Genomic DNA, 26,285 nt, shown 5'->3' on the forward strand with positions numbered 1-26,285 from the left:
TGAACCGACGGTAGAAGAGTCGGGGAGGTCGGCGGATCCCTTCAGGGGACTTGAGTACGAATCATCACCATTCCGGGAACCGGAGTCCGATGGCCCTGATAGGACATCCGTATGGCGGCATATGTGGAACTTCCCGTGGGCGACGACGACTACGTGACGGTGGAGGTCAGTGGCCAGGGGCTGGTCCGGGCCGGCGCTGCGGACGTGGTGGAGCGGGCGTCCGAGCGTTTCGACAATGCTCTCGCGCAGGTGACGCGGATGGGGCAGGAGGCGATCCGGCTGGCCAAGAAGGCGCCGGTGCCGCCGGAGGCCGTCGACGTCGAGCTGGGACTGAAGCTGACGGCCAAGGCCGGGTTCGTGATCGCGGAGTCGAGCGGCGCGGCGCATTTCAAGGTCGTTCTGAGGTGGACCCTCGCCGGCAAGACGGTCGGGGATGCCTGAGGATCCGGGGGCGCTGGAGTCCTCGATCGTCCGGGTACGTGCGGAGACCGGCTCGGCCGTCGGTGCCGGCTTCCTGGTCGCCGGCCGAACCGTCCTGACCTGCGCGCACGTGGTTCAGCGGGCGGGCCGTGCATGTGTGGACTTTCCGCTGCTGCCAGGTTCGGCGGGGCTGGGCGCCGAGATCACGGCACTGCTGCCGGCGTTGCCGGACGGCACGGGCGACATCGCGGTACTCACGCTCGACGGTGATCCCCCGCCGATGGCTCGACCGGCCCGGATGGTGGTCTCGGACGATCTCTGGGGGCATCCGTGCCGGCTCTTCGGCTTCTCCGGTGGCCGGGAGGACGGGGTCTGGGCGGCCGGGGTCCTCCGCGGCCGGCAGGGCGCCGGTTGGGTGCAGTTGGAGAGCAGTGGAACCACCGGTTACACGGTGGAGCCCGGCTTCAGTGGAGGCGCGGTCTGGGACGACACGCTCACCGCGGTGGTCGGCATGGCTGTGGCGGCGGAGGTCGACGGTGATCTGCGCGCCGCGTACATGATCCCGACCGCTTTGTTGCGTCAGGTGTGGCCCGCCTCGGCGGGACACGTCTGCCCGTACCGTGGGCTGTCTGCTTTTCGGGAGCGGGACGCGAGCGTGTTCTTCGGTCGTGAGGACCGCACTGTTCAGCTGGTGAACGAGATCGACCGGCGCAGCCTGGTCGCGGTGGTCGGCCCGTCCGGCACCGGCAAGTCGTCGCTGGTCTTCGGTGGTCTGCTTCCGGTCGTGCATCAACGGCCGCACTGGGTCACCGCCACCATGCGGGCCGCGTGGGCGTCGTCGGGTGTCGCCGCGCTGGCGGCGGCGCTACTGCCGTTGCTGGAACCGGAGTCGAGCGAGACGGAGCGGCTGTCGGCTCTGGCCCGGCTCACCGGTGTGCTGCGCGACGGTCACCTACGCGACGTGGTCAGCCGGATCCTCGTGCGCGCCGGAGCCCGTCGTCTGTTGCTGATCATCGATCAGTTCGAAGAGGTCTTCGGTACGGCTGACGTGGCGGAGCTGACCGGGATCCTGCTCAGCGGGCTCGGTGCGGGCGGGGTGACGGCTGTGGTCACGCTGCGCACTGATTTCCTGGGGCAGGCGCTTCAGCTTCCGGACCTGGCCGAGGCGCTGGGCGAGTCGGTGACCGCGGTCGGTGAGATGGATCGGCACCGGCTGCGGCAGGTGATCGAGAAACCCCTGCCCAGTGGTATGGCGTACGAGGCGGGCCTGGTCGATCGGATCCTCGACGACATCGGCGACGAGGCGGGGCGTCTGCCGCTGTTGGAGTTCGCGCTGACCCTGCTCTGGGAACGGCAGGAGAACGGCCGGCTCACGCACACCGCGTACCAGGAGCTCGGTCAGGTGAAGGGTGCGCTGGCCCGCTATGCCGAGCAGGTCTATCAGGAGCAGGTCGAGGACGCCGACCGGGAGCCGTTCCAGCGGTTGCTGACCCAGTTGGTCCGGCCCGGCGAGAGCGGTGAGCCGGTGCGGCGGGTGGCCCGGCGCCACGATCTGGACGAACGCCGCTGGCGGCTGGGGCAGCGTCTCGCGGCGACGCGGCTGGTGACGGCCGGTCGCGACGAGCTCGGGTCGGAGACGCTGGAACTGGTGCACGAGGCGCTCATCGACGGCTGGTCACGGCTCCGGCGGTGGGCGGACGAGGACCACGCGTTCCGGGTGTGGCAGGAGGACGTGCGCCGGGACGTCGTGGAGTGGGAGAGGCTGGACCGGGATGCGGGAGCTCTGCTGCGCGGGATGCCGCTGGCGGCGGCGGTGCGTTGGCTCGGCGAGCGGGACGCTGACATCGCGGAGGCCGAGCGGCGCTACATCACGGCGAGCAGGGTGTATCAGGGTCGGTCGGTTCGTCGGCTGCGCGCGATCGTTGCGGCATTGGCCGTGCTGGTGCTGGTCGCGGGTGGGCTCGGGCTGGTCGCGGTCAAGCGGGGCCGGGAGAAGGCGGAGCAGGCGGCCGTGGCCCAGGCCGGCGTTTTCATGGGCCGGGCTCAGCAGATCATCGACTCGACGAACACCCACAAGGAGGTCGCGCTGCTGTTGTCGGCGGCTGCCTTCCGGCTCGCCGACAACGACCAGACCAGGGCCAACCTGACCCTAGCGGCCAGTCGGTACCGTTTCGTCTCCCGGCTCCTGCCGACCGAGGGCGCGACCTGGCATCTGATGTTCAGCCCGTCTGATCCTGATCTGCTGGCGGTGTCCGAGGGCGGCGGCCGGATCTCACTGTGGGACGTTACGAAAGGGACGTTACGAAAGGCGACGCCGGCAAATGGGCCGCTTTACTTCCGCGCATCGATGGATTTCACTCCGGACGGGAACGCGCTGGCATTCGCCCATAACAGCGGGCGCGAGAGTCGGATCATGCTATGGCGCCACGCCACCGGCGACCCGGTGGCGTTACGAACGGATAAGAACCTGGACAACACGGTCAGCGCACTCAAGTTCAGCCCGGCCGGGGACCAACTAGCCGTCTGTACGCCCAAGGGTTACCAGGTGTGGTCGCTCGGTCCAGGCGACCAGCTCACCCGTCGGCTCGTCATCCCCTTCGTCAGCGACTCGCCGGACTGCCTCTTCGCATGGACGGGAAACGGAACCGAGGTCACCTTCGCCGACGGGTCCGATCTGGTCACCTGGGCCCTGGCGACCCACCGACAGCGCCGTGTGACGGTCCCCCTTCCCGCCGATGATTCGCTCGAGCCGGAGTCGAAGGACGACCCAGTGATCAGTGACTTCTCTGCGACCCCCGATGGGAGGGTCGCTACTATCAAGAGCTTCGGCGGAACAATCTGGTGGGATCTTGAACGCAGGGTCCCGCTTTCCGGCTTTAAAGCCGACTCATACCATTCCAAATCATTGGTCTTCAGCGCCGACGGCCTTTGGGCTTTCTCCGTAACCGGCGACCTGGTCAGGGTAGGCGACCGGAAAAGAATTCGGAAAGTGCCGATCGATACGTCGGGCGGCGGGTTGCTGAGGCTGAACCGCGACGGAAGCATCGTGGTCGTGGAGCAGCATGGATCATTGAATGTCGTGCGTCTCAACGACTTCGACGCCATGCCCATAGGGTACGCGAGCAAGTTCGGGGTCTGGGCAGACGGACGCAGGGTCAGCTGGTTCGATCACGACACGAACACGGCGATGACCACGACGTTCGACACGCCGGTCGTCGTCGAACGAACCACCATTCGGACGAGTCGGGACGAGGCGGAGCGGTCGGTGGTAGACATCAGCGGCGGCGCAGGCGTGATCGTCGTGATCGACCCGGCTCACCAACTGCGCTTGTGGAACCTGCAGGAACAGCCGAGCACCTCGCAGGTCCTGACGGGACGGTGGCACCGGCCTCGAGTGGCCGCTCTCGACGATGCGGGCAGGTTCCTCGCCGTTGCCGAGGAGTCCTGGGCCCATGTTCACGACATCGCTACCGGAGCCGTCGTGACCGTTTCCCTAGGCGAGGGATTCATACCCCTCGGTGTCGCTGTCAGCCCCGGCGGCCGCTACGTGTCGGTTAGTGACGCCGACTCAGGACGCTCCAGATTGTGGGACGTGTCGTCCGGAACGGCTCAACCCGTCCCCCTCCCCGATGCCCTCAGTGACCCGGTGTTCAGCCCGGACGGCAGGTGGCTAGGGCTCAGCAGCGGCGAGACCGTGTTGGTCTGGGACCTCGAACGTCAGACCGTTCCGCATCGATTCCCGGGTCGGACCGCCTACGCCTTCGACAGGCAGGGCAGCATGATCCTTCTCGAAGTCGATGGCACGGACGTCGGTTCCGATCTCGTCGAGGTCTACGACCTGAAAAGCGAACGTTTGGTTCAGCGGGTCCATCGTGACGGGAATAGTCAGTCGAGTTTCACTGCCGACGGCACAGGCCTTGTCGTGCAGGGAGACGGCTACCTCACCGTTCACCCGCTGGACGCCGAGACGGCATTGCGTAACGCATGTCGACTGGCTGGTCGCGAACTGACCCCGGACGAGTGGCGGACGCACGCGCCTGCCTTCTCATACCGGAAAGTCTGCAGCTGACGCGGGAGCACCGGCTCAGCCGGGACCGCCGAAACTCACCGCGGAACATTTCCGATTCGGCGTTCAGGAGGCGGGAGCGATGGTCAGCGCGGCACCGCGGGAGTGTAGGACCTCCAGCAGCCGGGTCTGTTCGGCCGGGGTGAGGCCGGTGGTGGGGATGGCGGCCATCGCCCGTTTGCCGCCCGGCAGCCAGCCGCAGGAGAGCACGATCTGACCGCGCGCCGGGTGTACCGCCTTGATCTGTGACCAGTCGAGTGTGGTGGTCGAGAAGCCGTGTGTGGTGTGGACACCGGCGGCGTCGATCTTGAACGCGATCGGCCGGCCGATCTGGTCTCCGGCTCGCGCCACGGCCTGCCGCGGCGCCATGATCAGCAGCATCACCGGCGTCCAGACGCCGGTGAAGGCGAGGGCCACCGTCCAGGTGCCCGAGCCACCGGTTCGGTGAAGCAGTGCGGCGACGGCCAGCAGCACGCCCGTGATCGTCAGTGCGGTCGGCAGCATGGTGCGTCGCGCCAGCGCCTGTGCCAGTTTCGGGTCCGAGTGGGTTTGAAAGGTCAACTGCGCCGTGTCTTCCATGCGCGCAGCATAGTGATGATCTTGTTTGGATCGGCAGCCGCCCGTACTTGATCGTTCGTCTTGCCGTAGGACACCGTGCACCATCATGCTGAGCTGATGGTGCAGATCGCCTCACCCGAGACCGACCCGGGCTGGCCGCGGATCTCCGCGCCGGTGGCCGCGCTGTTCCGCCGTGGGGCGCAGATGGCGTTGGAGCCGCCCGGCGAGTGGGTCGAGGTGCTGCACGCGGCGTCGTTGAGCAGCGAGCGGATGCGTCCGGTCGCCGACGATCCGGTGCTGGCCGCGGCGGTCAAGCGCAGCAACCTCGCCAACCTGCGCCGGTGGGCGTCGGCCAACGTCCGCGAGCCGGGCGCCCGGGTCCCGGCCGAACTCGGTCCGGAGGCCCTCGGCACCGCCCGTGACCTGGTCCGTCGCGGGCTCGACAAGATCGCGCTCGACTCGTACCGGACGTCGCAGGGTGTGGTGTGGCGGCGCTGGATGGAGATCTGTTTCGAGTTGACCACCGACCCGGCGCAGCTGCGTGAGCTGCTGGACGTGTCGACGTTGTCGATCTCGACGTTCATCGAGGACACCATCACCGCGGTATCGGCGCGGGTGGAGGCCGAGCGTGCCGAGCTGACCGCGGGTCGGCACGCCGAGCGGCGGGCCGCGGTGACACTGTTGCTGGAGGGTGCGCCGATCGGTCGGGACCGGGCCGAGTTCCAGCTCGGCTACCGGCTGACCGGGCCGCACACCGCGGCGATCGTGTGGAACACCGGCGATCCGGCGCCGGACGAGCTGGAGGCGGCAGCCGAGACGCTGATGCGGGCCACCGGGGCCGGCCATCGGCTGACGGTGGTGGCCAGTACGGCCGCGTTGTGGTTGTGGCTGCCGGTCGCGACGCCGGTGCCGTCGAGCCGGCTGGCGACCGAGCTGACCGCGTACCCCGAGGTGCGGGTCGCGGTGGGCCGGTCGGGCGTCGATGTCGACGGGTTCCGCCGCAGTCATCTCGACGCGGCGGCCACGCAGCGCATGCTGACCCGGCTCACCGCACCACAGCAGATCGCCCGGTACACCGATGTTCAGCTGGTCGCCCTGTTGACGGCCGAACCGGCGCAGACCGACGAGTTCCTCGCCGACACGCTCGGTGAGCTGCGGCATGCCGACGCCGACACCCGGGAGACGGTGCTGGTCTACGTGCGGGAGCAGTGCAGCGCGACCCGGGCCGCCGAGCGGCTGTTCACCCATCGCAACACGGTGCTGCGGCGGCTGGCCCGGGCCGACGCGCTACTCCCCCAGCCGCTGGCCGACGATCTGCTGGGGGTGGCCGCCGCGTTGGAGGTGTTGCGCTGGCGGGGCTGACCCCGATCAGGCGCGGCCGAAGTGCAACTCCGGGTCGGTGACCGCGTCGGCGCGCAGGACTCTCACGTCCGACTGGTAGTCCATCGAGGTCAGCCACGGCATCCGGTCACCCTGCCGGGGCAGCTGGTCGACGACCCGCTGGATGTATCCGGCGCCGAAGTCCAGGAACGGCCGGGTCGGCATGTGCGGGTCGGCGACCTCGGGACGGCAGATGTCGTAGCCGTGGGTGCCCATGTGGTGCAGCATCCGGCAGAAGTGCTCGCAGAGCAGCCCGATCTTCAACGTCCAGGACGAGTTGGTGTACCCGATCGCATACGCGAAATTCGGCACCCCGGAGAGCATCATCCCCTTGTACGCGACGGTGTCCGACAATCGGACCGGGGTGCCGTCGACGGTGATCGGGACACCGCCGAAGGCCAGCACGTTCAGGCCGGTCGCGGTGACGATGATGTCGGCTTCCAGTTCCCGGCCGGATTCCAGGAGCACCCCGTTCTCGGTGAACGACAGGATCCGGTCGGTGACCACCGATGCCCTGCCCTGGCGGATCGACCGGAACAGATCACCGTCGGGTACCACGCACAACCGCTGGTCCCATGGGTCGTACGGCGGGTTGAAATGCTCGTCGACGGGATAGCCCGGCGGCAGCCGGCGGACGTTGACCCATCGGATGAGCTTGCGGGTCGCGGTCGGGTAGCGTTTCGACAGACCCCAGATGATCTTCTGTTGGGTGATGTTCTTACGCCTGGTCCAGGCGTATCCGCGCTGCTCGCCGAGATACCTGCGCAGCGCTTTGGCGAGGGCGTCCTTCGTCGGTGCGGGCACCACGTAGGTGGGTGTGCGCTGCAGCATCGTCACGTGCGCGGCGTCGGCGGCCATCGCCGGGACGATGGTGACCGCGGTGGCGCCGCTGCCGATCACGACGATCCGTCTGCCGCGGTGGTCGAGGTCGTCCGGCCAGTGCTGCGGGTGCACGATGGTGCCGCGGAACCGTTCACGGCCGGCGAAGGCCGGGGTGAAGCCCTCGTCGTAACGGTAGTAGCCGCTGGCGGAGAAGAGCCAACCGCAGGTCAGGGTGGTTCGCTCGCCGGTGTCGGTGCGTTGCACGTCGACCGTCCAGCGGGCCCGCTCGGTCGACCAGGCCGCGCCGACGACCCGGTGGTGGTAGCGGATGTGGGCGTCGAGGCCGTTCTCGGTGGCGGTCTCCCGCAGGTAGGCCAGGATGCGCGGCGCGGAGGCGATCGATTCCTCGTCGCGCCACGGTTTGAACTCATACCCGAAGGTGTGCAGGTCCGAATCCGATCGGATGCCGGGGTACCGGAACAGGTCCCAGGTCCCGCCGGAGGCGGCCCGGGCCTCGAGGATCGCGAAGCTGTGTCCGGGAAGCTCGGTGCGCAGGTAGCGTCCGGCGCCGATGCCGGAGATGCCGGCCCCGACGATCAGCACGTCGAGATGTTCGAAGGTGGTCATGCCGCTCCGCTCGCCGTCGACTGCTGACAGGCCTCCAGGATCGGCAACCGGGGTCACGCGGCGCGAGAGAGGAATGCACCGGATCGGCGACCGGATGGTGCAGAGTGCAACACCCCGGAACCGGTCGGCCGTTCGGACGCCGGCGCGGGCTGCAAGATCCATCACGCCACCGCAGCGCGACGACGTGGACCGGGCCCGCCGTCGCGGAGGCCGGCCGCTGAACTTCGACGCCGAGCGGCGCAGCCCCTCAACCCGTGGACCGGGAGTCCGATAGAGGCATCAGCGCACGGACGCCGAAGCACGGCCATGAGCCGGGCTGATTCACCTGAGGAGATCATCGCTGTGACGAACGAGGACGCCGCCCACCCCGCGGGCGCCGAAAGCTACGGCCCTGCCCAGCACTACGCCGCGCCGCAGCCACCGTTCGTCGGGCCGCCCTCGACCGCGCCCCGGATGCGGGGACGGGCCGCCGTGGTGATCGCCGGTGTGGCCGGTCTGCTGGTGTTGAGCGGTGGCGCCGCACTCGGCAGCACCGCGTACGCCAAGAGTGAGCTGTGCCCGATCGTCGCCGACGAGAACGGATCGTTCATGGACGCGACCAAGAGCAGCGACGACGCCGGCGCGGCGTTGAGCGGACTCCAGTCTCAGCTGCAGACCAAGGCCCGGATGCTGGTGTTCGACGACGAGTTGCAGTCCGCCGTACGAGGTCTGGCCGGTGATGTCGGCCAGGCGGCGACGCTGCGACGCGCGATCGCCGCCAATCCCGGCGCCGGCATGGGCGATTACTTCGCGGAGTTGCTGTCGCTGTTCGGGTCGATGAACACCCATGTCCGCGAGGCGCAGCTGGCGTGCGGGCTGCCGGCAACCGGTATCCGGACGGCGTCCGACGACACGTCGGGCCCGCTCGCGACCAAGATCTCCGCGGAGGCGACGGTCGGCGAGCAGACGGAGGCCGACCGGCAGGCTGAGCTCGAACGCCAGGAGCAGCAGTGCCAGGACTCCATGGACGAGCTCAACGAGAGTTACAGCAGGACCTATCGGGAGAAGAGCGACCTGCTGGCGCAGCTTCTCGGTGATGAGATCGAGCCCGAGAGTTACGAAGGCCTCGACGACTCACTGACCGACGAGCTGCACACCGTCATGGAAGACCAGACGGCGCTCGAGCAGTCCGCCGAGTGTTCCCAGTTCCGGCTCGACCGCAAGTATTGAGCGCGGCGTGGATGATCTTGTTGACGTAGTGGGGCGGCACGGCTGTTTAATAGACCGCCTTGATCGGCCGGTACGCCGTACCGTATGCCGGTGAATTCGGTTTATCGGGCCGCTGCCGCGGCCGGCTTGAGTTACAACGCTCCCCTCGGTGCACAGCGGGCCGCCGATCTGACCGGGCGGCTCGCGCCGGACCGGCCGGGGTGGCGGGCCCTTGATCTGGGGTGCGGTAGCGGTGAGCTGCTGATGCAGCTGTGCGCGGCCTACCGGATCGCCGGTGACGGTGTCGAGAGTGATGCCGCCGCCGGTGAACGGGCCCGGCAACGCGCGGCCGAACGCGAACTGTCGGCACAGGTGACGTTCCACAGCCAGGACGCCGCCGTCTGGAGCAAACCTGCTGAGCTGGTCGTCAACATCGGGGCCGGGCACATCTGGGGCGACACCGGCCAGGCGTTGACGGCGTTGCACCGGCTCACCGAGCCCGGTGGGAAGGCGCTGTTCGCCGACGGTTTCTACCGGGCCGCTCCCGACGACAACGTCCGGGAGATGTTCGGTGACCTGCCGGATCTGGCGGCGTTGGCGCGGGCGGCGGTGGACGCCGGGTTCCGTCCGCTGCACATCGCCGAGTCGACGCTGGCCGAGTGGGACGACTTCGAGTCGGACTGGCGGGCGGGTGTCGAGCGCCTCGGCACGCCGGACGCCCGCGCGTTCGCCGACCAGCGGCGCGACGGCTATCTCGGCGGCTACCGCGGGGTGGTCGGTTTCGGGTGGCTGATCCTGACCCCGGCCTGAGCCGGTAGGACGGCGGATCAACAGAGGATCAACGGCGTTTTCACGGTACGTACGAGGCGTGGCCGTGGTCGCGCAGGGCGGTCCGCAGCCGTTCGGCGGCGTCGTCCAGCGCGGCCTGGTCGTTCTCGACGGCGATCCGGTTGAAGTCGAGGTCGCTCATGTCCCACATCGGGCTGACGTGCACGTGGGCGTGCGGGACTTCGAGTCCGGCGATGGCCAGTGCGGCACGCGGTGCGCCGAACGCCTGCTCGACGGCCCGGCCGACCGCCTGGGCGACGGTCATCACCCGGCCGAGCAGCTCGGGCGGCAGGTCGGTCCACTTGTCGATCTCCTGGCGGGGAACGACGAGGGTGTGCCCGGCGCGCAGCGGTGCGATGGTCAGGAAGGCCACCACCTGGTCGTCCTGCCAGACGAACCGGCCGGGCAGGGCGCCGGTGATGATCTGCGTGAAGACACTTGTCATACCGGCATTCTCCTCATCGGCCGGGGACGGGCGAAGCCGGACCGCCCGTTCAGCGGACCCGCACCGGCCGGGCCAGGCAGGCCGTCCGGAGCGCCTCGATCCGGGTGGCCAGGTCGGCGTCGGCCATCAGGTCGGCGGCGTAGTGGCGGACCAGGTGCACCAGGTCGCCGGGGCGTTCGATGCGCAGGGCCAGGTCGACGGCGTCGCGGAACACGGCCAGGTATTCGCGCCGTACCGCGGTGACCGGGGCGGGCCCGGGCCCGTACCGCATGGGTCCGGTTCGCATGGCGAGCATGGCGGCGAAGGTGTCGAGGGCGGCGCGGTCGTCGTGTCCGGCTTCGAGGACCCGGGCTCGGGCGACGCCGTCACGGAACCGCATGAGGTCGAGGGTGTCGGGGGTGGCCATCAGGCGGTAGCCGTCGCCGGCGCGGATGATGCGGCGTCCTTCGGAGTGTTTCGGCAGGCCGGGTTCGAGCAGCCGGCGTAGGCCGCCGATGTGTCGGTAGATCATGTTGGGTCCGGTCGGTGGGGCGTCCGGGCCCCACACGCAGTCGACCAGGTCGTCGCGGGGCACGCCCCGGCCCACCTGTGCGGCGAGCGCGAGCAGGATGGATCGTTGCGGGTGGCTCGCCACCAGTGTCGCCCGGCCGTGTCGGCGGACGGTGATCGCGCCCAGCACGGTGATGGCCGCGTCGTCGTGTCCCTGCCCGGTGATGGTCGCCTCCCCGGATTTCGTGATGTGCCGGCGAATGTAGACGCGCCACGACGACGATTCGTTGACAACCGATCGACGAAACTTCGGATCGTGCCCATCCGGTGTCCGACGGTCACGTGGGAGCATCGGGGAATGCTGCGGGGACGACTGTTGGCCGAGAGCTTGCGCGTCGGCTGGGATCTGCGGGTGCCGTCGCTGCGGGTCGTCCGGCTCGGTCGGCATGACGTGTCGGGTTCGACGTCGGCCGGCCGGCCCGGCATCTGGACCTTCGTCGACTTCGAGGCACCCGATGATGCGGCGGACGCGCTGGCGGAGGCGTTGGCGGAATCGCTGTCCGGCGATCCAGGCTGGTATGCGGACTTCGAGGTCGGCGACGACCACGTCGTCGTCTTCGCCGGTCGCGTGTTCCGGTACACCAAGGGTGACCGGGCCGGGCGGGAGGCCGCCGTGGAGTACGGCCGGACCGTCGGCGTTCCCGAGCATCAACTCGATTGGGGCGAGTAGGGCAGGCCCCGACCCGCTGATCCACGGCCCGGCCCGGCGCCTCCGTGGAGGCGCCGGGCCGGGCCGGTCAGGTCAGACTCCGCGGCATTGGAAGGTCGCCTTCGAGCCGTGGAAGACCGCGTCGCCGAAGGCGAAGATGCCGCCGTCGCAGCCGTTGAGCCAGTAGCCGCCGGCGCTCGGGGTGACCGACATGCCGGTGATGTGGCCGTTGAGTGATCGGCCGGCCATCGAGCCGTGGAATCCGGCGTTGCCGAAGGCGAACACGCCGCCGTCCTCGGCGGTCATCCAGTACCCGCCGCCGTCGGGGGTGACGTCCATGTCGACGATCGGCGCGTTGAGTGGCTTGCCGCCCATCGAGCCGTGGAATCCGGCGTTGCCGAACGCGAAGATGCCGCCGTCTTTCGCGGCCAGCCAGTAGCCGCCGCCGTTCGCGGTGGCGCCGATCGCGGTGACCGGCTTGTTGAGCGGCTTGCCGCCCATCGAGCCGAAGAAGCCGGCGTCGCCGAAGGCGAAGACGCCGCCGTCGGCGGCGGCGAGCCAATACCCCTTGCCGGTGCGGGTGACGGCCATCCCGACGACCGGGGCGTTGAGCGGTTTGCCGCCCATCGACCCGTAGAAGCCGGCGTTGCCGAAGGCGAAGACGCCGCCGTCGCGGCCGACCAGCCAGTAGCCGCCGTTGTCGGGGGTGCGGGTCATGCCGATGATGTCGGTGACCCGTACGTTGAGGCCCGGTAGCGATCCGTGGAACGGGGCGTCGCCGTAGGAGAACACGCCGCCGTAGGTGTCCACCTGCCAGTATCCGTTGCCGGTCGAGGTGGCGGTGACGTCGGCGGCGGTGGGCAGCATGGCCACGGTGAAGGTGCCGCTGGTGGTCGCGGCGGCACCGGACGGGTCGCGCACGGTGACGTCGAGGCGGTATCCGGTTCCGGGGTCGAGGCGGTGTGCGGGAACGGTCCAGCTCAGCCGGGTCGGGCCGGACGAGACGTCGACCGACGGGCCGGTGACGCGGAAGGTCGCGGTGAGTGTGTCGCCGTCGGGGTCGGTTGCGGCGACGGTGAACGCCGGTGTGGTGCCGGCCACCACGGTGCCGTAGCGGGGTGTCACTCCGGAGACGACCGGTTCCCGGTTCGGCAAGGACAGCGTCCTGGTGGCCTTGGCGGGGATGCCGTCGTTGTCGGTGACGGTCAGGGTCACCGTCGGCTCGGTGATCCCGGCGAACGAGGTGGTCAGTGTCCGGCCCGTTCCGATCTGGCGGTTGCCGGAGGTCCAGGTCCACGACGCGATGGTGCCGTCCGGGTCGGTCGACGGGCTGCCGTCGAGGGTGACCCGGTTACCGGCGCCGGTCAGGCGGTCGGCGGTGAATGCGGCCACCGGCGGTTTGTTCCCCGGTTGCGGGGCGGGTCCGGTGGCCGGCGGTGGGACGGACACGACCGGGTGGGCGCGCAGGTAGCTCGCGACCACGTTCTTGATCGCGTTCTGGCCCTCCTTCATCGGGTGCGCCGAGATGGTGTTCCATTTACCGCTGGGTGCGGTGATGCTGCGCATCCACGACGGGTCGGTGCACAGCTCGTGGCCCTTCATCGTGTCGGTGACGTCGACGTACTCCACGCCGGCGAGCCTGGTCTGGGCGAGGATCTGCCCGTTCATCTTGATCACCAGGTCGTTCATCTTGCCGAGCGAGCCGGGCAGGCCGTTCGCCCAGGAGCAGCGGGTGTACGCCCGCAGGCCGGTCGCGAACAGGCGCGGGTAGCCGACGATGACGACCCGGCCGGTCGGTACCTGGTCCTTGACGGCGCGGTAGACCTCTTTGAGGCAGGTGTAGCCGTCGGCGGCCTCACGGGAGTCGGTGCAGTCGGCGAGTCTGTCGATGGCCTTACCGGCGGCGTTGATGGCGTCCGAGCACTTCTTGCCGCCCCAGACGTAGCAGGCCTCGGCGACCTTGCCGAAGCCGGCGTCGTTGCCGCCGATGGTCATGGTGACCAGTTCCGGGCGGGGGTTCAGCCTCTTGAGCCGGTTGATCTGCGGCTCGGCGCCGTTCTGGGTGGCCGTCGTGATGTGTTTGGTGAGCGCCCCCGAGCAGGCGAGGTGCGCGATACTCAGCCTGTTGGCGGGGTCGGCGGCGAGCATCCGTCCCCAGGCCAGGTCGCTGCGGTGACAGTCGTCGGCGGTGCCGAGGTCGTACCTGCTGTTGACGGCGTAGGTGCCTTCGCCGGAGGAGTACGAGTCGCCCATCGCGACGTAGCGGATCGAAGTGGCCGCCGACGCCGGGGTGACGGCGACGAGCCCGGCAGCTGCGATACAGAGAGTGACCACTCCTGCTCGAAACCAGGATATTGCTGTCTTCACGGTGCTCCTTGACAACCTTTGTCGGGTTCACCACGAATCACAGCAGTAATCGCGAAACACACATATCCATCTGCCGGCCGGACCGGGTTCTCCGAAGAAGCCGGCGCGGCGACGAGCGGACTGATCACTTCGGGAACGCCGGAGCCGGCCCGGCCGTCCGGCGGGATGGCCCGACGAACGGCCGAGGCGGCCGCGGCGGGCGTCTCAGGTCCCGGCCGGCCGCCGGGTCGCCAGGTACAGCCAGACGGCCACCGCGGCCAGGACCACTCCCCCGCCGCCGACCGCGAGGGCCGGGCCGGTGGAGTCCCGGGCCGCGGCGGGGACGGTGGCCGCCGGTGCCGGGGCGGCGGCGGGCCGGGCCGGGTCGGCCAGGGTGAACGGGTAGGAGCCGTGGACGGTGTGCCCGTCGACCGACACCACCCGGAACGCCACCGTGTAGACGCCGTTGCTCAGCGCCCCGGTCAGAGTGAGCGTGCCGCGGGCGCCGTCGACGGTCACCGGTGACGCGGGCACCCGCTGCCGGGCCGCGTCGCTGACCACGATGGTGGTGAAGTCGGCGTCCAGCCGTTCACTGAACCCGAGGGTGACGGCCGTGGGCGCGGCCGTCAAGGTGGTGTCCGCGGCCGGGTCGGCGGTCACCAGTCGGGCGTGGGCCCAGGCCGGGGTGCCGGGCCCGAGTGCCGCCAGCACCGCCGCGACGGTCAGGAGCAGCCGTTTCACGTCAGCACCGGCTTGCCGATCCAGCCGTCCTCGGCGCAGCCGGGCGGTATCGCGAAGACGGCCGACCCGATCGGGGTGATCCACTCGTTGAGCAGGTCCTTCTCGGCGAGGCGGCGTTGGATCGGGACGAACTGTTCGGCGATGTCGCGCTGGTAGGCGGCGAAGATCAGGCCGCTGTCCGGTACGCCGTTCGCGTCCGGGACACCGTCGTAGTTGTACGGCCGTCGCAGGATCTTGAGTCTCGGGTCTTCGACGCGGGCCCGGGTGACGTGCGAGAAGTCCGGCATCTTCGGCAGCCCGAACTCGTCCAGCGCGGTGAAGTCGGGTTTGTCGTGTTCCCGGGTGCCGCTCAGTGGTGCGCCGGAGTCCATCCGTCGGCCGACGGCGTTCTCCTTGTCGGTGACCGACAGTTTGTCCCAGGTCTCCATCTCGGCGCGGACCCGGCGGACCACGAGCGTGGTGGAGCCGTCGGGGTTCCACACCGCCGGGTCGATCTCGGTGCCGCGCGGGTTGGCGGTGCCGTCGAGTTGGCCCATCACGTTGCGTTGGGTGTGTTCCGCGGCCTGCACGCCGGGGCTGCGGCGGAAGCCCTGTTGGACCCAGCGGACGGCGGCGAACGGCCGGGCGTCCTTGATCAGCATGCGTTGGGTGTGTGCGACGGTGAGCGGGTCGTCGGCGCAGATCTGCAGCAGCAGGTCGCCGCCGGACCAGCGGTCCTGTAGCCGGTCGATGGTGAATCGGGGCAGGTCGGCGACCGGTGACGGCAGTCCGGCCGCCCGGTACAGGCCCGGCCCGAATCCGAAGGTGACGGTCAGTCGGGCCGGTAGCACGGCCAGGGTCGCGTCGGTGTCGCCGAGCGCCGGGGTGCCCTGGGTGAGGCGGGCGGCGTCGTCGGACAGCAGCCGCATCATCCGGCCCAGGGCGGCCCGGTCGGTGCCGCGGTGCAGGGTGAACGCCGTGAAGGAGGCGTGCGCGGGCGGGTCTTCGGCGATCCCGGCCTGGCGGGGTCCGTGGAATGCGACGGTCGCGGTGCCGATCTGCGGTGTGTCGGCGACCGTGACCGCAACGGGTGCCGGCCCGTCGTTCATCGCGACCAGGCCGGCCCCGGCGGCGACGCCGAGACCGGCGGCCGAACCCCCGGTGAGCAGGCGGCGCCTGCTCACCGGGGAGAGCCGGGACGTCACGAGTCGCTGCTCGCCATCGGCATGCCGGACGGCGAACCGTGGCCCGGGGCGTAGCTCTCCTCGGCGCCCGCGAACGGTTTGGCGATGGCGGTGAACGCCATGGTCGTACCGTCGGAGATCTTGAGGGTGAAGGTCAGTTCGTCGCCGGCTTTGATCTCCTGCGCCGGGTTCATCAGCATCAGGTGGTCGCCGCCGGGTGCGAGTTCGTGGGTGCCGCCGGCTTTGATCACGAAGCCGCCCTCCTTGGGCTGCATGACCATCTTGCCGTCCTTCATGGCCATCTCGTGCAGTTCCATCGGTGAGGCGGGCGACTCGACGGCGGTGATGGTGATGTCGGCGGCGGTGCCGTTGACCAGTGTCCCGAACGCGGCGGTCATCTCACCCGCGGCGGAGGCCTTCACCCACGGGTCCTTGATCGTCAGTGCCGCGGCCGTGGTGGCCGAGGGCGCCGGGCTCGTACCGCCGCCGCTGTTCGTCTCGTCTTTGCCGCCGCAACCGGCCAGGGTGCCCGCGGTGAGGAGGCCGGCCAGCACCGCCGTCGCGACGGTGCGCCGCCGGGAGCCGGAGAGGAAGGTGAGTCGCATGATGCCCGTTTCGTTGAGGGGTGGTTGCTCATTGGTGCGGGGTTCGGGCCGGTTCGGTTCCCGGCGAGGGTGGAGAATCTTTCGCGGCGGCGGCCAGGAAGGCGTTGTAGCGGGCCAGGTCGTCGTCGGTGCCGTCGTGCTCGGCGCGGTCGGCGGCCCGGTCCAGGCGGGCCTGTTCGCGTTCGTCGGAGCGGATCCACTGACGGACCAGGATCAGCATGACCAGTACCGCCGGGAGTTCACCGAACGCCCAGGCCAGGCTCGCGCCGAGTCGCTGGTCGGCGAGCAGCGGCTCGGCCCAGGGCGGATGCACGGCGGTGTACCAGTCGACGGCGATGACGGTGGTCGACTGCAGCAGCACGAACCCGAAGAACGCGTGCGCGACCATCGCCAGCAGGTGCACGACGGTCAGCATCGCCGGGTGGATCCGGCGGCGGCCGGGGTCGACGCCGATCAGCACCCAGAACAGCAGGTATCCGGCGAACACGAAGTGCACCAGCATCGCCAGGTGGCCCAGGTGGTAACGCATCAGCGTGCCGGGCAGGTCGCTGAGGTACAGGCCGAACAGGCTGGTCACGTAGATCGCGAGTGCCACCAGTGGATGGCTCAGCAGGCGGGCGGGGCGGCTGTGCAGGAGCAGCAGCAGCCATTCGCGGGCGCCGCGGACCTGCGGGTCGGCCGGGCGGCGCAGTGTCCGCAGGGCGAGGGTGATCGGGGCGCCGCCGACCAGCAGGATCGGCACCGCCATCGACAGGATCATGTGCTGCACCATGTGCACGCTGAACAGCACATAGGCGTAGCGGGCCACGCCCAGGCCGGTGACCGCGGCCAGCAGCAGCATCCCGCCGACCCAGGAGAGCGTGCGGCCGACCGGCCAGCCGTGCCCGGCCCTTCGCATCCGGCGCACGCCCGCCAGGTAGGCGAGGATGCCCACCGCGACCACGGTCAGGAAGAACATGTCCGGCAGCGGGTCGCCGAGCAGCCGGGCGGCGGCCGGCGGGGCCGGCATGTCGAAGCCGAGCAGTTCCACCAGCGGGTCCGGGCCGTCCGGCTCCTGCGGCACCGGCGTGGGGCTGCGCGACAACGCCACCGCGAGCCCGGCCGCCGCGGCGAGAACGATCAGCTCACCGGCTGCCAGCCGAAGAAACGCCCCAGGTGATCCGGCACGCAGCGCCGGCAGGGTGCGGCTGCGATGTCCGGCACCGATCACCCCGACGATCACCAACGCCACGACCTTCAGCTGTACGAGTGACCCGTACCGTGAATCGAACAAGGCGGTGAGGCCGCCGAGACGAACCGCCGCACCGGCCACGCCGCTGATCGCGGTGGCCGCGAAACACGCCAGCGCGAGCCGGCTGTAGCGGGCGGCGGTGTCGGCGAACCGCCGATGCCGGCGCACCAGCAGCAGGCCCGCCAGTCCGCCGGTCCAGAGTGACGCGGCCAGGATGTGCAGGGCGAGGCCGGTCACCGCGACCTGATGGTTCCCGGCGCCGGCGGCGTGCCCGGTGAACGCGGGAGGCAGCAGCGCGACCATCGCCACGACGGCGGTGCCGGCGGCCAGGCCGCGGGAGACCCCGCCGCGGCTGAGGGCGGCGACCGTGAGGGCCAGGCCGGCCTGCAGCAGCAGTGCCCGGCCCTGGTCGATCGACAGTGCGAAGCTGAGGACCGTCTGGTAGCCGAGTCGGTCGACGGGCAGGCCGAGCACGTCCGAGACGGTCAGGACGATCAGGGCGGTCGCGGTGAAGGCCCAGGCCAGGGCGAGGATCGTGGTGCGGCGCAGCAGTAGCCAGCCGTGGGCGGCCACACTGTCGCCGTCGCCGGGCAGCAGGAACGCCGCGGTCAGGGTGAGGCCGGCGGTCAGGGCCCCGAGCAGGTTCGCGAGGGTGCGCGCGCCCGGCAGCATCCAGGTGGTCAGCGGTCCGGGGTTCGGCAGGCCCGGCAGGACGGTGTCGTCGATCGCGCCGCCGAACCGCAGCGCGGCGATCAGGACGAGCGTCGTGGTCGCGGCGGCGGCCAGGGTCGTCAGGGTGTTTCGCACATGATCATCAGTCGGTCGTCGCCTTGTCGTGGTTCCCGGGAACCACGAGAAGCGACGCGACGACTGTAACGGTGTGTATGCCACAGTGCCGCCGGCCCGGCGGATCGAAGCCGCAGTGTGACGGCGGAGCAGGAGTCCGAGCCCGTCGATGTCCTGGCGGCCCTGGTCGAGGACGCGGTGCGGGGTGACGGCCGGGCGATCACCGCCCTGGTCCGCGCCACGCAGCGTGATCTGATGCGTTTCCTGGGCACGCTGGTGCCGGCCGCCGAGGTGGAGGACCTGACGCAGGAGACGTTCATCCGGATGGTGCGGTCGCTGCCCGGTTTCGCCGGCCGGTCCACGGTGCGTACCTGGCTGTTCGCCATCGCCCGCCGGGTCGCGGCCGACCACACCAGGACCACGTCGCGGCGTCCGCGGGCGGCGGCGCTGCCGGATTGGCAGGCCACCGCGGAGTCGGTGGTCTGGCCGGGCGGGTCACGTTTCGAGGAGCAGCAGGCGCTCACCGCCCTGATCGGCGGTCTGTCGACGGACCGCCGGGACGCGTTCGTGCTCACCCAGATCGCGGGCCTGTCCTACGCGGAGGCGGCGGAGGTGATCGGCTGCCCGATCGGCACGGTCCGCTCCCGGGTGGCCCGGGCCCGCGACGACCTGCTCACCGCCATGCGCGACGAGCAGCCCCCGACCCGGGCGACCGGGTGACCGCGCCGGCACCTGGGCGGTCACCCGGAGAACCCGTCGGGTAGGAGCCGGTTCAGCGCGTGTACGGCCCGGTACTGAAGTGCCTTGACGGCGCCCTCGTTCGTGCCCATGGCCTGGGCGGTCTCGGCCACCGAGAAGCCCTGCAGGAACCGGAGCACGATGCACTCCTGCTGTTGCGGGTCGAGCTGTCTGACCGCGGTGAGCAGGGCGACGTCGTGCGGCTCCCGCACGTCGCCGGTGGTCGTCTCGAGGCGGTGGCGGCCGGACTCGACGTGGTCGGCGACCAGGTTGCGGGCGATGGTGACGAGCCAGGCGCCCAGGTCGCGGCCCTGCCAGGTGAAGCTCCCGATGCGCTGCAGAGCGCGCAGGAAGGTGTCCGAGGTGAGGTCCTCGGCGAGCCGGCGGTCACCGACCCGGAAGTAGACGAACCGGAAGACGGTGTCCACATACCGGTCGTAGATCAGCCCGAACGCCTGCGCCTCACCGGCCTGAGCCCGCTCGACCAGCGCCCACACCTCGGCCGCCGTGTCGCCGTACCCTCGATCGTCGGGCCCGGAATCCACCAGAACCGGCGGCATCGCCCCTGGCGCCAGGACGCCGGTGGTGTAGCCGACGATGTCGCTGTCGACGGTGCGGACGCATCCGGCCCTGCTGCGGATCTGCTCGATGTCGTCGGCTGTCGCCGCTTCGGGAGCCTGTGGGTCGACCGTCAGTGAGCCCCGGTTCAGCCAGGTCTCGAACTCGTCGAGATCGACCTGTTCGGCCGCTCTGCCGGATCGCTGACCGGCGGTCGGCTGGGTCGGCGGCCGGAAACCGGATCCGGCGCGCCGGACCGGGCGGGCGGTGTTGTCACCGGGGATGTTCAGACCGGACCTGATCGTCTTCATTTGTCCGCCTCTCCGAACGCGCTGAGCTGCTGCCTGCCGCGATAGATCAAGCCCTCGACCGCTCGGGGGGTGAGATTCATCTGGGTGGCGATCTCCGCGTGGGAGAATCCGTTGGCCTTGGCGAGCAGTGCCCGGCGCTGCTCCGGTGCGATGCCGTCGAGGAGCCGGTTCATCTCGTCGGCGGCGGCGACCGCCTCCTCCGGGCCCGGGACCGAGGGGATCGCGGTGTCCTCGCTCAGTTCGGTGTGGTGGCGCTTCTTCTGCTCCCGCAGCAGAGTGCGGAACTCGTTCGGGAACGCGGAGATACACAGCCCCAGGAAGAAGCTGCTCATGGTGGCACCGCCCGCCGGTGACCAGCCTCGGCCTTCGCGTGCCGCTTTCACGAAATGCTGCACGGCCGTGGACACCGATCGGAAGGCGAGGTCTTCCTGATCCTGGGGGAGCCAGGGGTCCGGTCTGCTCAATCTGATCATCGCATTGCGCTCCCGGCACCAGGTGAAGATCTTGCCGCTGCTCATCGCCGACCGCATGATCGGAAGGGCGTGCCGGATCAGTCGGTCGATGAGCTCGTCCCAAGGCAGGCCGCGGAAATTCGCCAGTTCGACCTCCTCCCAATTAACGGTGTCCCAGGCCAGTTGCTCGGCGTCCACCGTCGGCTTCTCGGAGTCGCCGCCGTCATTGGTGGCCCCCATCCGTCCTCCCCATTCGTGACCTCCCGGTTGTCGTGCGCAGGTTCTCTGTCCCGGGCATCGGCGAATCCCACGCGGATCACCGAAAGTCACTCCTTCGAGATCCTGGCGTGGGTTGAGCGCCGCTCGAACACAACAAGTGCGACGGACATGCTCATCGAGAGAACGGAAAATGATGCGGAATCACGTTTTTGAGAGCCTCGTGGCCTACGGCTTCGCCACCGTTTTCGCGGTCGTCGTCGGGCTGATCGTCGCGATCGTCCTGTGGGTCGACGATCGCCGGATCTCCAACGTGGTGCTCAGCGCGGGCGCCGCCGTCGGCGCGGTCCTGACCCTGGCGACGGCGGTGCTGGACCAGATCGTCGCCTGACACGCGGGGGTCGCGCCCTCGCGTTGCGGTCGTCGGCCCGGCCGGGATGGTCAGGCCGGCGGCACCCGGCGCCAGCGTTGGCTGAGCCGGTACGCGAGGGCGCGGGAGCCGTGGATGAGCCCGGTCGGATGCAGGTCGGCGGCGGCGTTGTGGACCGGGTTGAACGCGAGCGTCGCGTCGGCCGCCGGCGACAGTGGACGGCCGACGGTGAGCCGGCCGAAGGGGCGGTCCACCCGGCCGGACCTGACGTGCAGCGTGATGTCGGCGCCGCGGCGGGCCGCGGTGGTGAGCCCGGCCAGGGTGCGGCCCAGCGGCCGGTCTCCCGCGGTGGGCTCGGCACCGAGGTGGACCTGGTGGCCGTCGCCGGCGCGGTAGGCGGTGATCGAGCCGTACCGACTGTCGAAGGTCCTCCGGGGTATCGGGAGGTGCCGGGTGAGGCGACCGCGGCCGGTGGTGGACAGCAGGATGTCGGCGGTCGAGGTTCGGACGGCCAGGCCGAGGATGTCCGGGCGGTCGCCGCGGGTACCGACGCCTTTGGAGAGTCGCACCGTCACCGGATGGCGGCCCGGCCGGTCGGTGAGGGTAGACCCGGCCGGTGGGTCGGCGCCCCAGATCTCCAGCTCGCCGGTGAACGACCGTCCGGCCGGATGCAGTGACCGGCGGTGACGCGATCGGACGACGCGGACGCCGAGCCCGAGCCCGGCGGCGACCAGCAGGAGGCGGGCGGCTCTCATGATCGCGGGCAGACCGGTGAACGTCACGTCGGCGCTGGTCGTCATGTGGGGCGGCTACCCGCCGGCGGGGCGGCGAAACGCGACTGTCCGGGCAGCGCTCGGCGGCGGGTGCACGTATTCGCGCAGCCCGTCGGCCGCGCGGGCGGCGCGTCCGGCTTCGGTCCGGAAGTCGTCGGCCGCGGTGGGGTCGCCTGCCGTCTGCGCCTGCTCCACCAGTTCCTCCAGGATCATGACCTTCTCCTGCAGAGCGCTGACGGCGGTCCAGACCGCCGCCTCGATGCTGTCGTCGCGGACGGCCGACAGCGACTGCGGCGAGTAGGAGTGGCCGACGTGGCAGACGTAGTGGGCGGCGCGGCCGGTGCGTACCGCGTACATGCCGCCCGAGCATTCCGGGCAGCCGAGCACGACGGGTGGTCCGCGATCGGGAGTGTTCGAGGTGCCGTACGCGAGCATGTCGGTCTCCCAGACCAGTGGTGTCGGCGGCCCTGCCCCGGCGGTGATCGGCTTTCCGGCCACCTCCACGATCGCGTCGGCGAGGTCGATCGCGGGCAACGTCGCCGCGTCCGGGACGACGCGCAGCGCGGCGGTCGGCATGCCGGGGAAGCGCGCTTCGGTCGGGTCCTGCACCAGGGCGATCCCGCCGGTCGCGGTGATCGCGGCCAGGCCGGCGGCTCCGTCGTCGAGGCTGCCGGACAGGATCACGCCGACCAGCCGCGGCCCGCACCACCGGGCCGCCGATCGGAACAGGGCGTCCACGGCCGGGCGGACCCGGTTCTGTCGTGGGCCGTCGCTGAGCCGGATCACGTCGTCGTCGACGAGCAGGTGCCGGTCGGGCACCGCCACGTGGACGCGGCCCGGTTCCAGGCGGGTGCCGTCGACGGCCGGCAGTACCGGCAGGGCACAGGACCTGGCCAGGCTGTCGGCCAGGGTGGACCGTGCCCCGGGGGCCACGTGCAGCACCACCAGCACGACGGCCGGCAGGTCGGACGGCAGCCGCGCCAGCGTCTGCGCCAGCGGTTTGTGAGAGCCCGCCGAACCGCCGATCACGACCACATCGCGACGCGTCATCGCCGTCCGCCCTCCTCGGTGGTCGGGCGGCATTCCCGCGCGGAGATCCGGTAAACACCCCGAACGGGTCACCTCCCGGGAACGACTCGCTCGATGGCCGCACACGATGAAGGCCCCGCCTGGGGGGCTGGGGCCGTCATCGGTCTCGGCCGGGCACGGGGATCTCAGCCGCACGAACCCGATCGGTGTCGATACCGCAACGGTGCCCCGGTCGGCGTCCGTGCCATCACACCGGCTGTGCGGTTTTCGCGCGGCGAACTCAGGCGCTCACGTCCGCCGGTACGGCCGTACGACGCGAAGCTGCTGCGGCATTGGCGGCTGGTGTCGGTGATGGCCGACCGCGAGGCGTACGTTGGAGAGGCAAGACGCCGACACCGAGGTACTGACCGGCGGCATGCTCGACGCGGACCTCGGCGTCCTCTTCCACGAGTTTCTGGCTGCGCTCGCCGCCCGATGGACGGCCGTTGGCCGGGCGGGACGTCAAGCTGCTCACCATCACCGGCTTCGACCACGTCAACATGAAGGACGCCGCCGACCGGTTGGGCATGAGCCTGGAGACCGCCTACAAGCAACGCCAGCGCGCCAAGGTCCGTTTCGTGAAGTACCTCGCCGCCCGACCGGGAACCCGATGAGAAACCGGCCGGTGGAGCTCTTAGGAAGTAGGCTACCGGTCGCGGTGCCACGGCATCCGCGGAGGCGGCGGCACCATCGACTCGTCGAACGGCTCCGAATCCTGCCCCACCGCGATCAGCTCGCCGATCAGCGCCGAAAGTACCTGCTGCCAGCTCGGATCACGATCGATCCGCAGCACCCCACGGATCCGATCCGAGACCACCAGCACCGGACCACCCGACCGACCGGCCACACTGAAATCCGGCCCGCAGCTCCGACGCCAGGGCTTCCGCGTTCTCCCGGCGAGTAAGGGCCGCAACGGGCATGCCGCTCCCGTTGCTGCCGGGTTGATCGGATGGTCTCGTCACGGATGCCAGCCTGCCGGCATCCCTGGGCAATCGATATCCGGGTCTCCATCGATGATCGGGGTCGCTATTGGGCGAGATGACAGCACTCCGGATGAGAGCCGGCGGCTGGGGCGGTCTGGAGTGGTAACGGAAGCCGCTGCGGCATGGCGGTTCAACGCAAGCCGGTGGGTCCCCGATGGGGCGGGCTCTTCGGAGCGGCACGGCCGGCTTCGGCCGGGCGTGCCGGTCCTCGAGAGCACATCATCGGGTGTATTCGATATCCGTGAGCAGGTCGGGTGCACGGCGCCTGTCGGTCGCGGCCGCCGCGGCGGCCATGGTCGCGTCGGCCGATGCCGGGGTGGAGTTCGGTGGCACGACGAAAAGGTCGAAGCGGTCGTTCCCGAAATCGGTCATGACGGTGACCAGACCTGCCGGCTGAGAGAGATACCAACCGATCCGTACCGACCGGTCGTCCACGGCGACTCGTGGCGAGTGGGGCAGGTCCCACTCGGCGGAGCTCATCAGCACATGCGTGATCGTGCCGCGCAAGCCCGTCAAGGCGTCCACCAGCCGGGGAAGTTCGACCGTCACGTCCGTCGACCGGGGCCACCAGGCGCCGTCGAGGACGGTCACCCGGGAAGGATGCGGGTCCATCAGCAGACGTACGGCGTCATCCCGCGTTTGCGGTTGTGTGGACAGGATGGTCGGTGCCATGGCGGCTACCTCTCGGTTGACGACCTCCGCACCGCCGAGGGTGGGCGCTGATTGCGCTCGTCGGAGATCGTGGAGAGGTCGTTGACGACCACTGTACGCCGGGTACTGGCAAAGACGCGTACAGTAGGCGCGGCGGCTGTCCTCGCCCGCCGGTAGCCGGCCGGCCCAGCCGGACAAGATCTCTTCGGTGATCACCAAGCGTCTTCGAGGTCGTGCGCCGTCGGCGCCGCGCTCGATACCGCTGTTCCCATGGGTGGGCGCCATCTCAAAGCCTCATCCCACGAATCGAACGACAAGGACCTGCATGACACCGACTTACCACCGGGCCACGTTGTTCGTAGCGCCGGCTTCCAGCCGGGACGCCCAGCGGAACGGCCGGGCTCTTCCGGCGGCCGACCACCGAGCTGAGGCGATGCACAAGCTCCGCCACCCGTTCGCGGTCCGCGTCGAACCGGTCACCGGTTCCGTCCGCTGACGGATCAATCGCCGGACACACTGAATGCCATGACGGCTACGTCGTCGTCGACGTCCGTCATGTCGGCGAGCAGGCCGGTGAGGGCGCGAACGGCGGCGGCGGCCTCGGTAGGGCCCTGGCTCTGGACGAAATCGCGCAGCGCGTCGTCGCCGAAGCGTTCCCCGTGCGGGGCGGTGCGCGCCTCGGTGAGCCCGTCGCTGTAGAGGATCAGCGTGTCACCGGGTTCCAGCCGGATCGTGCGGGTCGCCACCCGCGGTTCGGACAGGATGCCGATCAGGGTGCCGCCGTCGGTGGTCTGATAGTCGGTGGCACCGTTCGCCCGGACCAGCAGGGCGGGCGGATGCCCACCGGCGGCGATCGAGGCGGTGTACCCCCGGCCGTCTCGTTCGAGCACGCCGAAGATGACGGTGCAATGCCGGTGTCCCTGGTCGCGATAGTCCTGATAGAGCACCGCGTTGAGGTTCGCCAGTACCGCGGCGGGCTCCGGGTCGTAGACGGCGGCGGCGCGCAGCGTGTAGCGGGCAGCAGCGGTCACCGCCGCGGCACCGATGCCCTTGCCGCGTACGTCGCCGAGGAAGAAACCCCACCGGTCACTGCCCAGCGGGAACAGATCGTAGAAGTCGCCACCCACCTCATCGGGCGAAGCCATGTGATAGAGGGCGGAAGTCGCCATGCCTGGCGGCACCGCCAGCGTGGCCGGCAGCAGGCTGCGTTGCAATCCGGCCACGAGCAGGCGCAGCCGTTCCCGGTCACGATCGGCGCTCTGTCGCGCCCGGAGTAGTTCCTGCTCGTAAGCGCGCCGCTCGCGGGCGTCGAAGACGGTGATCCGGATCAGCACGGGCTCGCCGGTACCGCCGGTCTTGACAGCGGAGGTCACCAGGACCGGCAGTCTCGTCCCGTCGGCGGTGAGCACCTCCAGCGCGATGCCGCTGGCTTTTCCCTGCATACGCAACAGCGGCGCGACATGCGTCTCGTGGTAGAGGCGACTGCCGGATGCTAGGAGATCGGCGAAACGCCGCCTGCCGACCAGGTCGTCGCGAGAGTGACCGAGCCAGTCCAGCAGAGTGGCGTTGACCTTGGCGATCGTCCCGTCCAGCAGGGTGGAGAGAAAGCCGCACGGCGCGTTGTCGTAAAGGTCGTCGATGTCGTCCTCCAGCAGCGCCGGAAAGATGGCCTCCTGCGTCGGGCGGTGCAGTATCGCCGGCAGGTCGTCGGAGGGCCGGCGAGTCGGCTCGCTCATGGTCCTGCGATGCGAGCAGTGCCAG

The 26,285-nt window shown here is 70.0% G+C and carries 25 protein-coding genes and 1 pseudogene; 10 read left to right on the forward strand and 16 right to left on the reverse strand.

Going from position 1 to position 26,285, the window contains the following annotated elements:
* Positions 1 to 123: 123 nt before the first annotated feature.
* Both Q0Z83_RS18515 and Q0Z83_RS18520 read left to right on the forward strand, forming a co-directional pair.
* Positions 124 to 441 (forward strand): CU044_2847 family protein, encoded by a 318-nt coding sequence (locus Q0Z83_RS18515; protein ID WP_317795199.1) that lies wholly within the window; start codon positions 124 to 126, stop codon positions 439 to 441.
* Positions 434 to 4,489: an nSTAND1 domain-containing NTPase gene (locus tag Q0Z83_RS18520; RefSeq protein WP_317795200.1), complete on the forward strand. Its 4,056-nt coding sequence runs from the start codon at positions 434 to 436 to the stop codon at positions 4,487 to 4,489. Before Q0Z83_RS18515 ends, Q0Z83_RS18520 begins: the two co-directional genes overlap by 8 nt.
* 63 nt (positions 4,490 to 4,552) lie before the next feature.
* Here Q0Z83_RS18520 and Q0Z83_RS18525 read toward each other — a convergent pair whose 3' ends face one another.
* Positions 4,553 to 5,065, reverse strand: a complete 513-nt coding sequence (locus tag Q0Z83_RS18525) for a hypothetical protein (protein ID WP_317795201.1) — start codon at positions 5,063 to 5,065, stop codon at positions 4,553 to 4,555.
* Positions 5,066 to 5,161: 96 nt separating this feature from the next.
* Here Q0Z83_RS18525 and Q0Z83_RS18530 point away from each other — a divergent pair, with 96 nt between their 5' ends.
* Positions 5,162 to 6,406 carry a PucR family transcriptional regulator gene (locus Q0Z83_RS18530; protein WP_317795202.1) on the forward strand — a complete coding sequence of 415 codons (1,245 nt, stop codon included), beginning with the start codon at positions 5,162 to 5,164 and terminating at the stop codon, positions 6,404 to 6,406.
* A 6-nt stretch (positions 6,407 to 6,412) separates the two neighbouring features.
* On the opposite strand, the gene Q0Z83_RS18535 is transcribed toward Q0Z83_RS18530, so the two are convergent.
* Positions 6,413 to 7,873: a flavin-containing monooxygenase gene (locus Q0Z83_RS18535; protein ID WP_317795203.1), complete on the reverse strand. Its 1,461-nt coding sequence runs from the start codon at positions 7,871 to 7,873 to the stop codon at positions 6,413 to 6,415.
* 342 nt (positions 7,874 to 8,215) lie between these two features.
* Between Q0Z83_RS18535 and Q0Z83_RS18540 the strand changes: the two genes are divergently transcribed.
* Both Q0Z83_RS18540 and Q0Z83_RS18545 read left to right on the forward strand, forming a co-directional pair.
* A complete protein-coding gene (locus Q0Z83_RS18540; RefSeq protein WP_317795204.1) occupies positions 8,216 to 9,082 on the forward strand; it encodes a hypothetical protein in 867 nt (288 codons plus the stop codon).
* Positions 9,083 to 9,172: 90 nt separating this feature from the next.
* Positions 9,173 to 9,871 carry an SAM-dependent methyltransferase gene (locus tag Q0Z83_RS18545; protein WP_317795205.1) on the forward strand — a complete coding sequence of 233 codons (699 nt, stop codon included), beginning with the start codon at positions 9,173 to 9,175 and terminating at the stop codon, positions 9,869 to 9,871.
* A gap of 40 nt (positions 9,872 to 9,911) precedes the next feature.
* Here Q0Z83_RS18545 and Q0Z83_RS18550 read toward each other — a convergent pair whose 3' ends face one another.
* Together Q0Z83_RS18550 and Q0Z83_RS18555 are read right to left on the reverse strand one after the other, a co-directional pair.
* Positions 9,912 to 10,334: an HIT family protein gene (locus Q0Z83_RS18550; protein WP_317795206.1), complete on the reverse strand. Its 423-nt coding sequence runs from the start codon at positions 10,332 to 10,334 to the stop codon at positions 9,912 to 9,914.
* A gap of 49 nt (positions 10,335 to 10,383) precedes the next feature.
* On the reverse strand, positions 10,384 to 11,175 hold the full coding sequence (locus Q0Z83_RS18555; RefSeq protein WP_317795207.1) for an AfsR/SARP family transcriptional regulator: 792 nt from the start codon (positions 11,173 to 11,175) through the stop codon (positions 10,384 to 10,386).
* A gap of 6 nt (positions 11,176 to 11,181) precedes the next feature.
* Here Q0Z83_RS18555 and Q0Z83_RS18560 point away from each other — a divergent pair, with 6 nt between their 5' ends.
* Complete coding sequence (locus Q0Z83_RS18560; RefSeq protein WP_317795208.1) at positions 11,182 to 11,553, forward strand: hypothetical protein; 372 nt, start codon at positions 11,182 to 11,184, stop codon at positions 11,551 to 11,553.
* Positions 11,554 to 11,625: 72 nt separating this feature from the next.
* Here the strand turns inward: Q0Z83_RS18560 and Q0Z83_RS18565 are convergent, their stop codons facing one another.
* From Q0Z83_RS18565 to Q0Z83_RS18585, 5 genes are all read right to left on the reverse strand, one after another.
* On the reverse strand, positions 11,626 to 13,866 hold the full coding sequence (locus Q0Z83_RS18565; protein ID WP_317795209.1) for a GDSL-type esterase/lipase family protein: 2,241 nt from the start codon (positions 13,864 to 13,866) through the stop codon (positions 11,626 to 11,628).
* A 237-nt stretch (positions 13,867 to 14,103) separates the two neighbouring features.
* Positions 14,104 to 14,619 (reverse strand): copper resistance CopC family protein, encoded by a 516-nt coding sequence (locus tag Q0Z83_RS18570; protein ID WP_317795210.1) that lies wholly within the window; start codon positions 14,617 to 14,619, stop codon positions 14,104 to 14,106.
* On the reverse strand, positions 14,616 to 15,782 hold the full coding sequence (locus Q0Z83_RS18575) for a Dyp-type peroxidase (protein ID WP_317797095.1): 1,167 nt from the start codon (positions 15,780 to 15,782) through the stop codon (positions 14,616 to 14,618). Before Q0Z83_RS18575 ends, Q0Z83_RS18570 begins: the two co-directional genes overlap by 4 nt.
* A gap of 17 nt (positions 15,783 to 15,799) precedes the next feature.
* Positions 15,800 to 16,387, reverse strand: a complete 588-nt coding sequence (locus Q0Z83_RS18580) for a copper chaperone PCu(A)C (RefSeq protein ID WP_317795211.1) — start codon at positions 16,385 to 16,387, stop codon at positions 15,800 to 15,802.
* Between the two features lie 28 nt (positions 16,388 to 16,415).
* Positions 16,416 to 18,425 (reverse strand): cytochrome c oxidase assembly protein, encoded by a 2,010-nt coding sequence (locus Q0Z83_RS18585; protein ID WP_317795212.1) that lies wholly within the window; start codon positions 18,423 to 18,425, stop codon positions 16,416 to 16,418.
* 117 nt (positions 18,426 to 18,542) lie between these two features.
* Between Q0Z83_RS18585 and Q0Z83_RS18590 the strand changes: the two genes are divergently transcribed.
* Positions 18,543 to 19,124: a sigma-70 family RNA polymerase sigma factor gene (locus Q0Z83_RS18590; RefSeq protein WP_317795213.1), complete on the forward strand. Its 582-nt coding sequence runs from the start codon at positions 18,543 to 18,545 to the stop codon at positions 19,122 to 19,124.
* 20 nt (positions 19,125 to 19,144) lie between these two features.
* Here the strand turns inward: Q0Z83_RS18590 and Q0Z83_RS55790 are convergent.
* Both Q0Z83_RS55790 and Q0Z83_RS18600 read right to left on the reverse strand, forming a co-directional pair.
* A pseudogene (locus Q0Z83_RS55790) lies at positions 19,145 to 19,815 on the reverse strand (sigma-70 family RNA polymerase sigma factor); the annotation flags it as partial.
* Between the two features lie 192 nt (positions 19,816 to 20,007).
* Positions 20,008 to 20,703: an RNA polymerase sigma factor gene (locus Q0Z83_RS18600; RefSeq protein WP_317795214.1), complete on the reverse strand. Its 696-nt coding sequence runs from the start codon at positions 20,701 to 20,703 to the stop codon at positions 20,008 to 20,010.
* 199 nt (positions 20,704 to 20,902) lie between these two features.
* Between Q0Z83_RS18600 and Q0Z83_RS18605 the strand changes: the two genes are divergently transcribed.
* Complete coding sequence (locus Q0Z83_RS18605; RefSeq protein WP_317795215.1) at positions 20,903 to 21,070, forward strand: hypothetical protein; 168 nt, start codon at positions 20,903 to 20,905, stop codon at positions 21,068 to 21,070.
* Between the two features lie 50 nt (positions 21,071 to 21,120).
* Here the strand turns inward: Q0Z83_RS18605 and Q0Z83_RS18610 are convergent, their stop codons facing one another.
* Positions 21,121 to 21,849, reverse strand: coding sequence for a hypothetical protein (locus tag Q0Z83_RS18610; protein WP_317795216.1), 729 nt, complete (start codon positions 21,847 to 21,849; stop codon positions 21,121 to 21,123).
* 9 nt (positions 21,850 to 21,858) lie between these two features.
* On the reverse strand, positions 21,859 to 22,872 hold the full coding sequence (locus Q0Z83_RS18615) for a chemotaxis protein CheB (protein WP_317795217.1): 1,014 nt from the start codon (positions 22,870 to 22,872) through the stop codon (positions 21,859 to 21,861).
* Between the two features lie 464 nt (positions 22,873 to 23,336).
* Between Q0Z83_RS18615 and Q0Z83_RS18620 the strand changes: the two genes are divergently transcribed.
* On the forward strand, positions 23,337 to 23,504 hold the full coding sequence (locus tag Q0Z83_RS18620; protein WP_317795218.1) for a hypothetical protein: 168 nt from the start codon (positions 23,337 to 23,339) through the stop codon (positions 23,502 to 23,504).
* 32 nt (positions 23,505 to 23,536) lie between these two features.
* On the opposite strand, the gene Q0Z83_RS18625 is transcribed toward Q0Z83_RS18620, so the two are convergent.
* Entirely contained in the window at positions 23,537 to 23,713 is a 177-nt protein-coding gene (locus tag Q0Z83_RS18625) for a hypothetical protein (RefSeq protein ID WP_317795219.1), read from the reverse strand.
* A 379-nt stretch (positions 23,714 to 24,092) separates the two neighbouring features.
* Positions 24,093 to 24,740, reverse strand: coding sequence for a DUF5994 family protein (locus Q0Z83_RS18630; protein ID WP_317795220.1), 648 nt, complete (start codon positions 24,738 to 24,740; stop codon positions 24,093 to 24,095).
* Positions 24,741 to 24,849: 109 nt separating this feature from the next.
* Between Q0Z83_RS18630 and Q0Z83_RS18635 the strand changes: the two genes are divergently transcribed.
* Complete coding sequence (locus tag Q0Z83_RS18635; protein ID WP_317795221.1) at positions 24,850 to 25,020, forward strand: hypothetical protein; 171 nt, start codon at positions 24,850 to 24,852, stop codon at positions 25,018 to 25,020.
* A gap of 4 nt (positions 25,021 to 25,024) precedes the next feature.
* Here Q0Z83_RS18635 and Q0Z83_RS18640 read toward each other — a convergent pair whose 3' ends face one another.
* Entirely contained in the window at positions 25,025 to 26,260 is a 1,236-nt protein-coding gene (locus Q0Z83_RS18640; protein WP_317795222.1) for a PP2C family protein-serine/threonine phosphatase, read from the reverse strand.
* Positions 26,261 to 26,285 lie beyond the last annotated feature (25 nt).

This window comes from Actinoplanes sichuanensis (genome assembly GCF_033097365.1).
GTDB lineage: Bacteria > Actinomycetota > Actinomycetes > Mycobacteriales > Micromonosporaceae > Actinoplanes > Actinoplanes sichuanensis.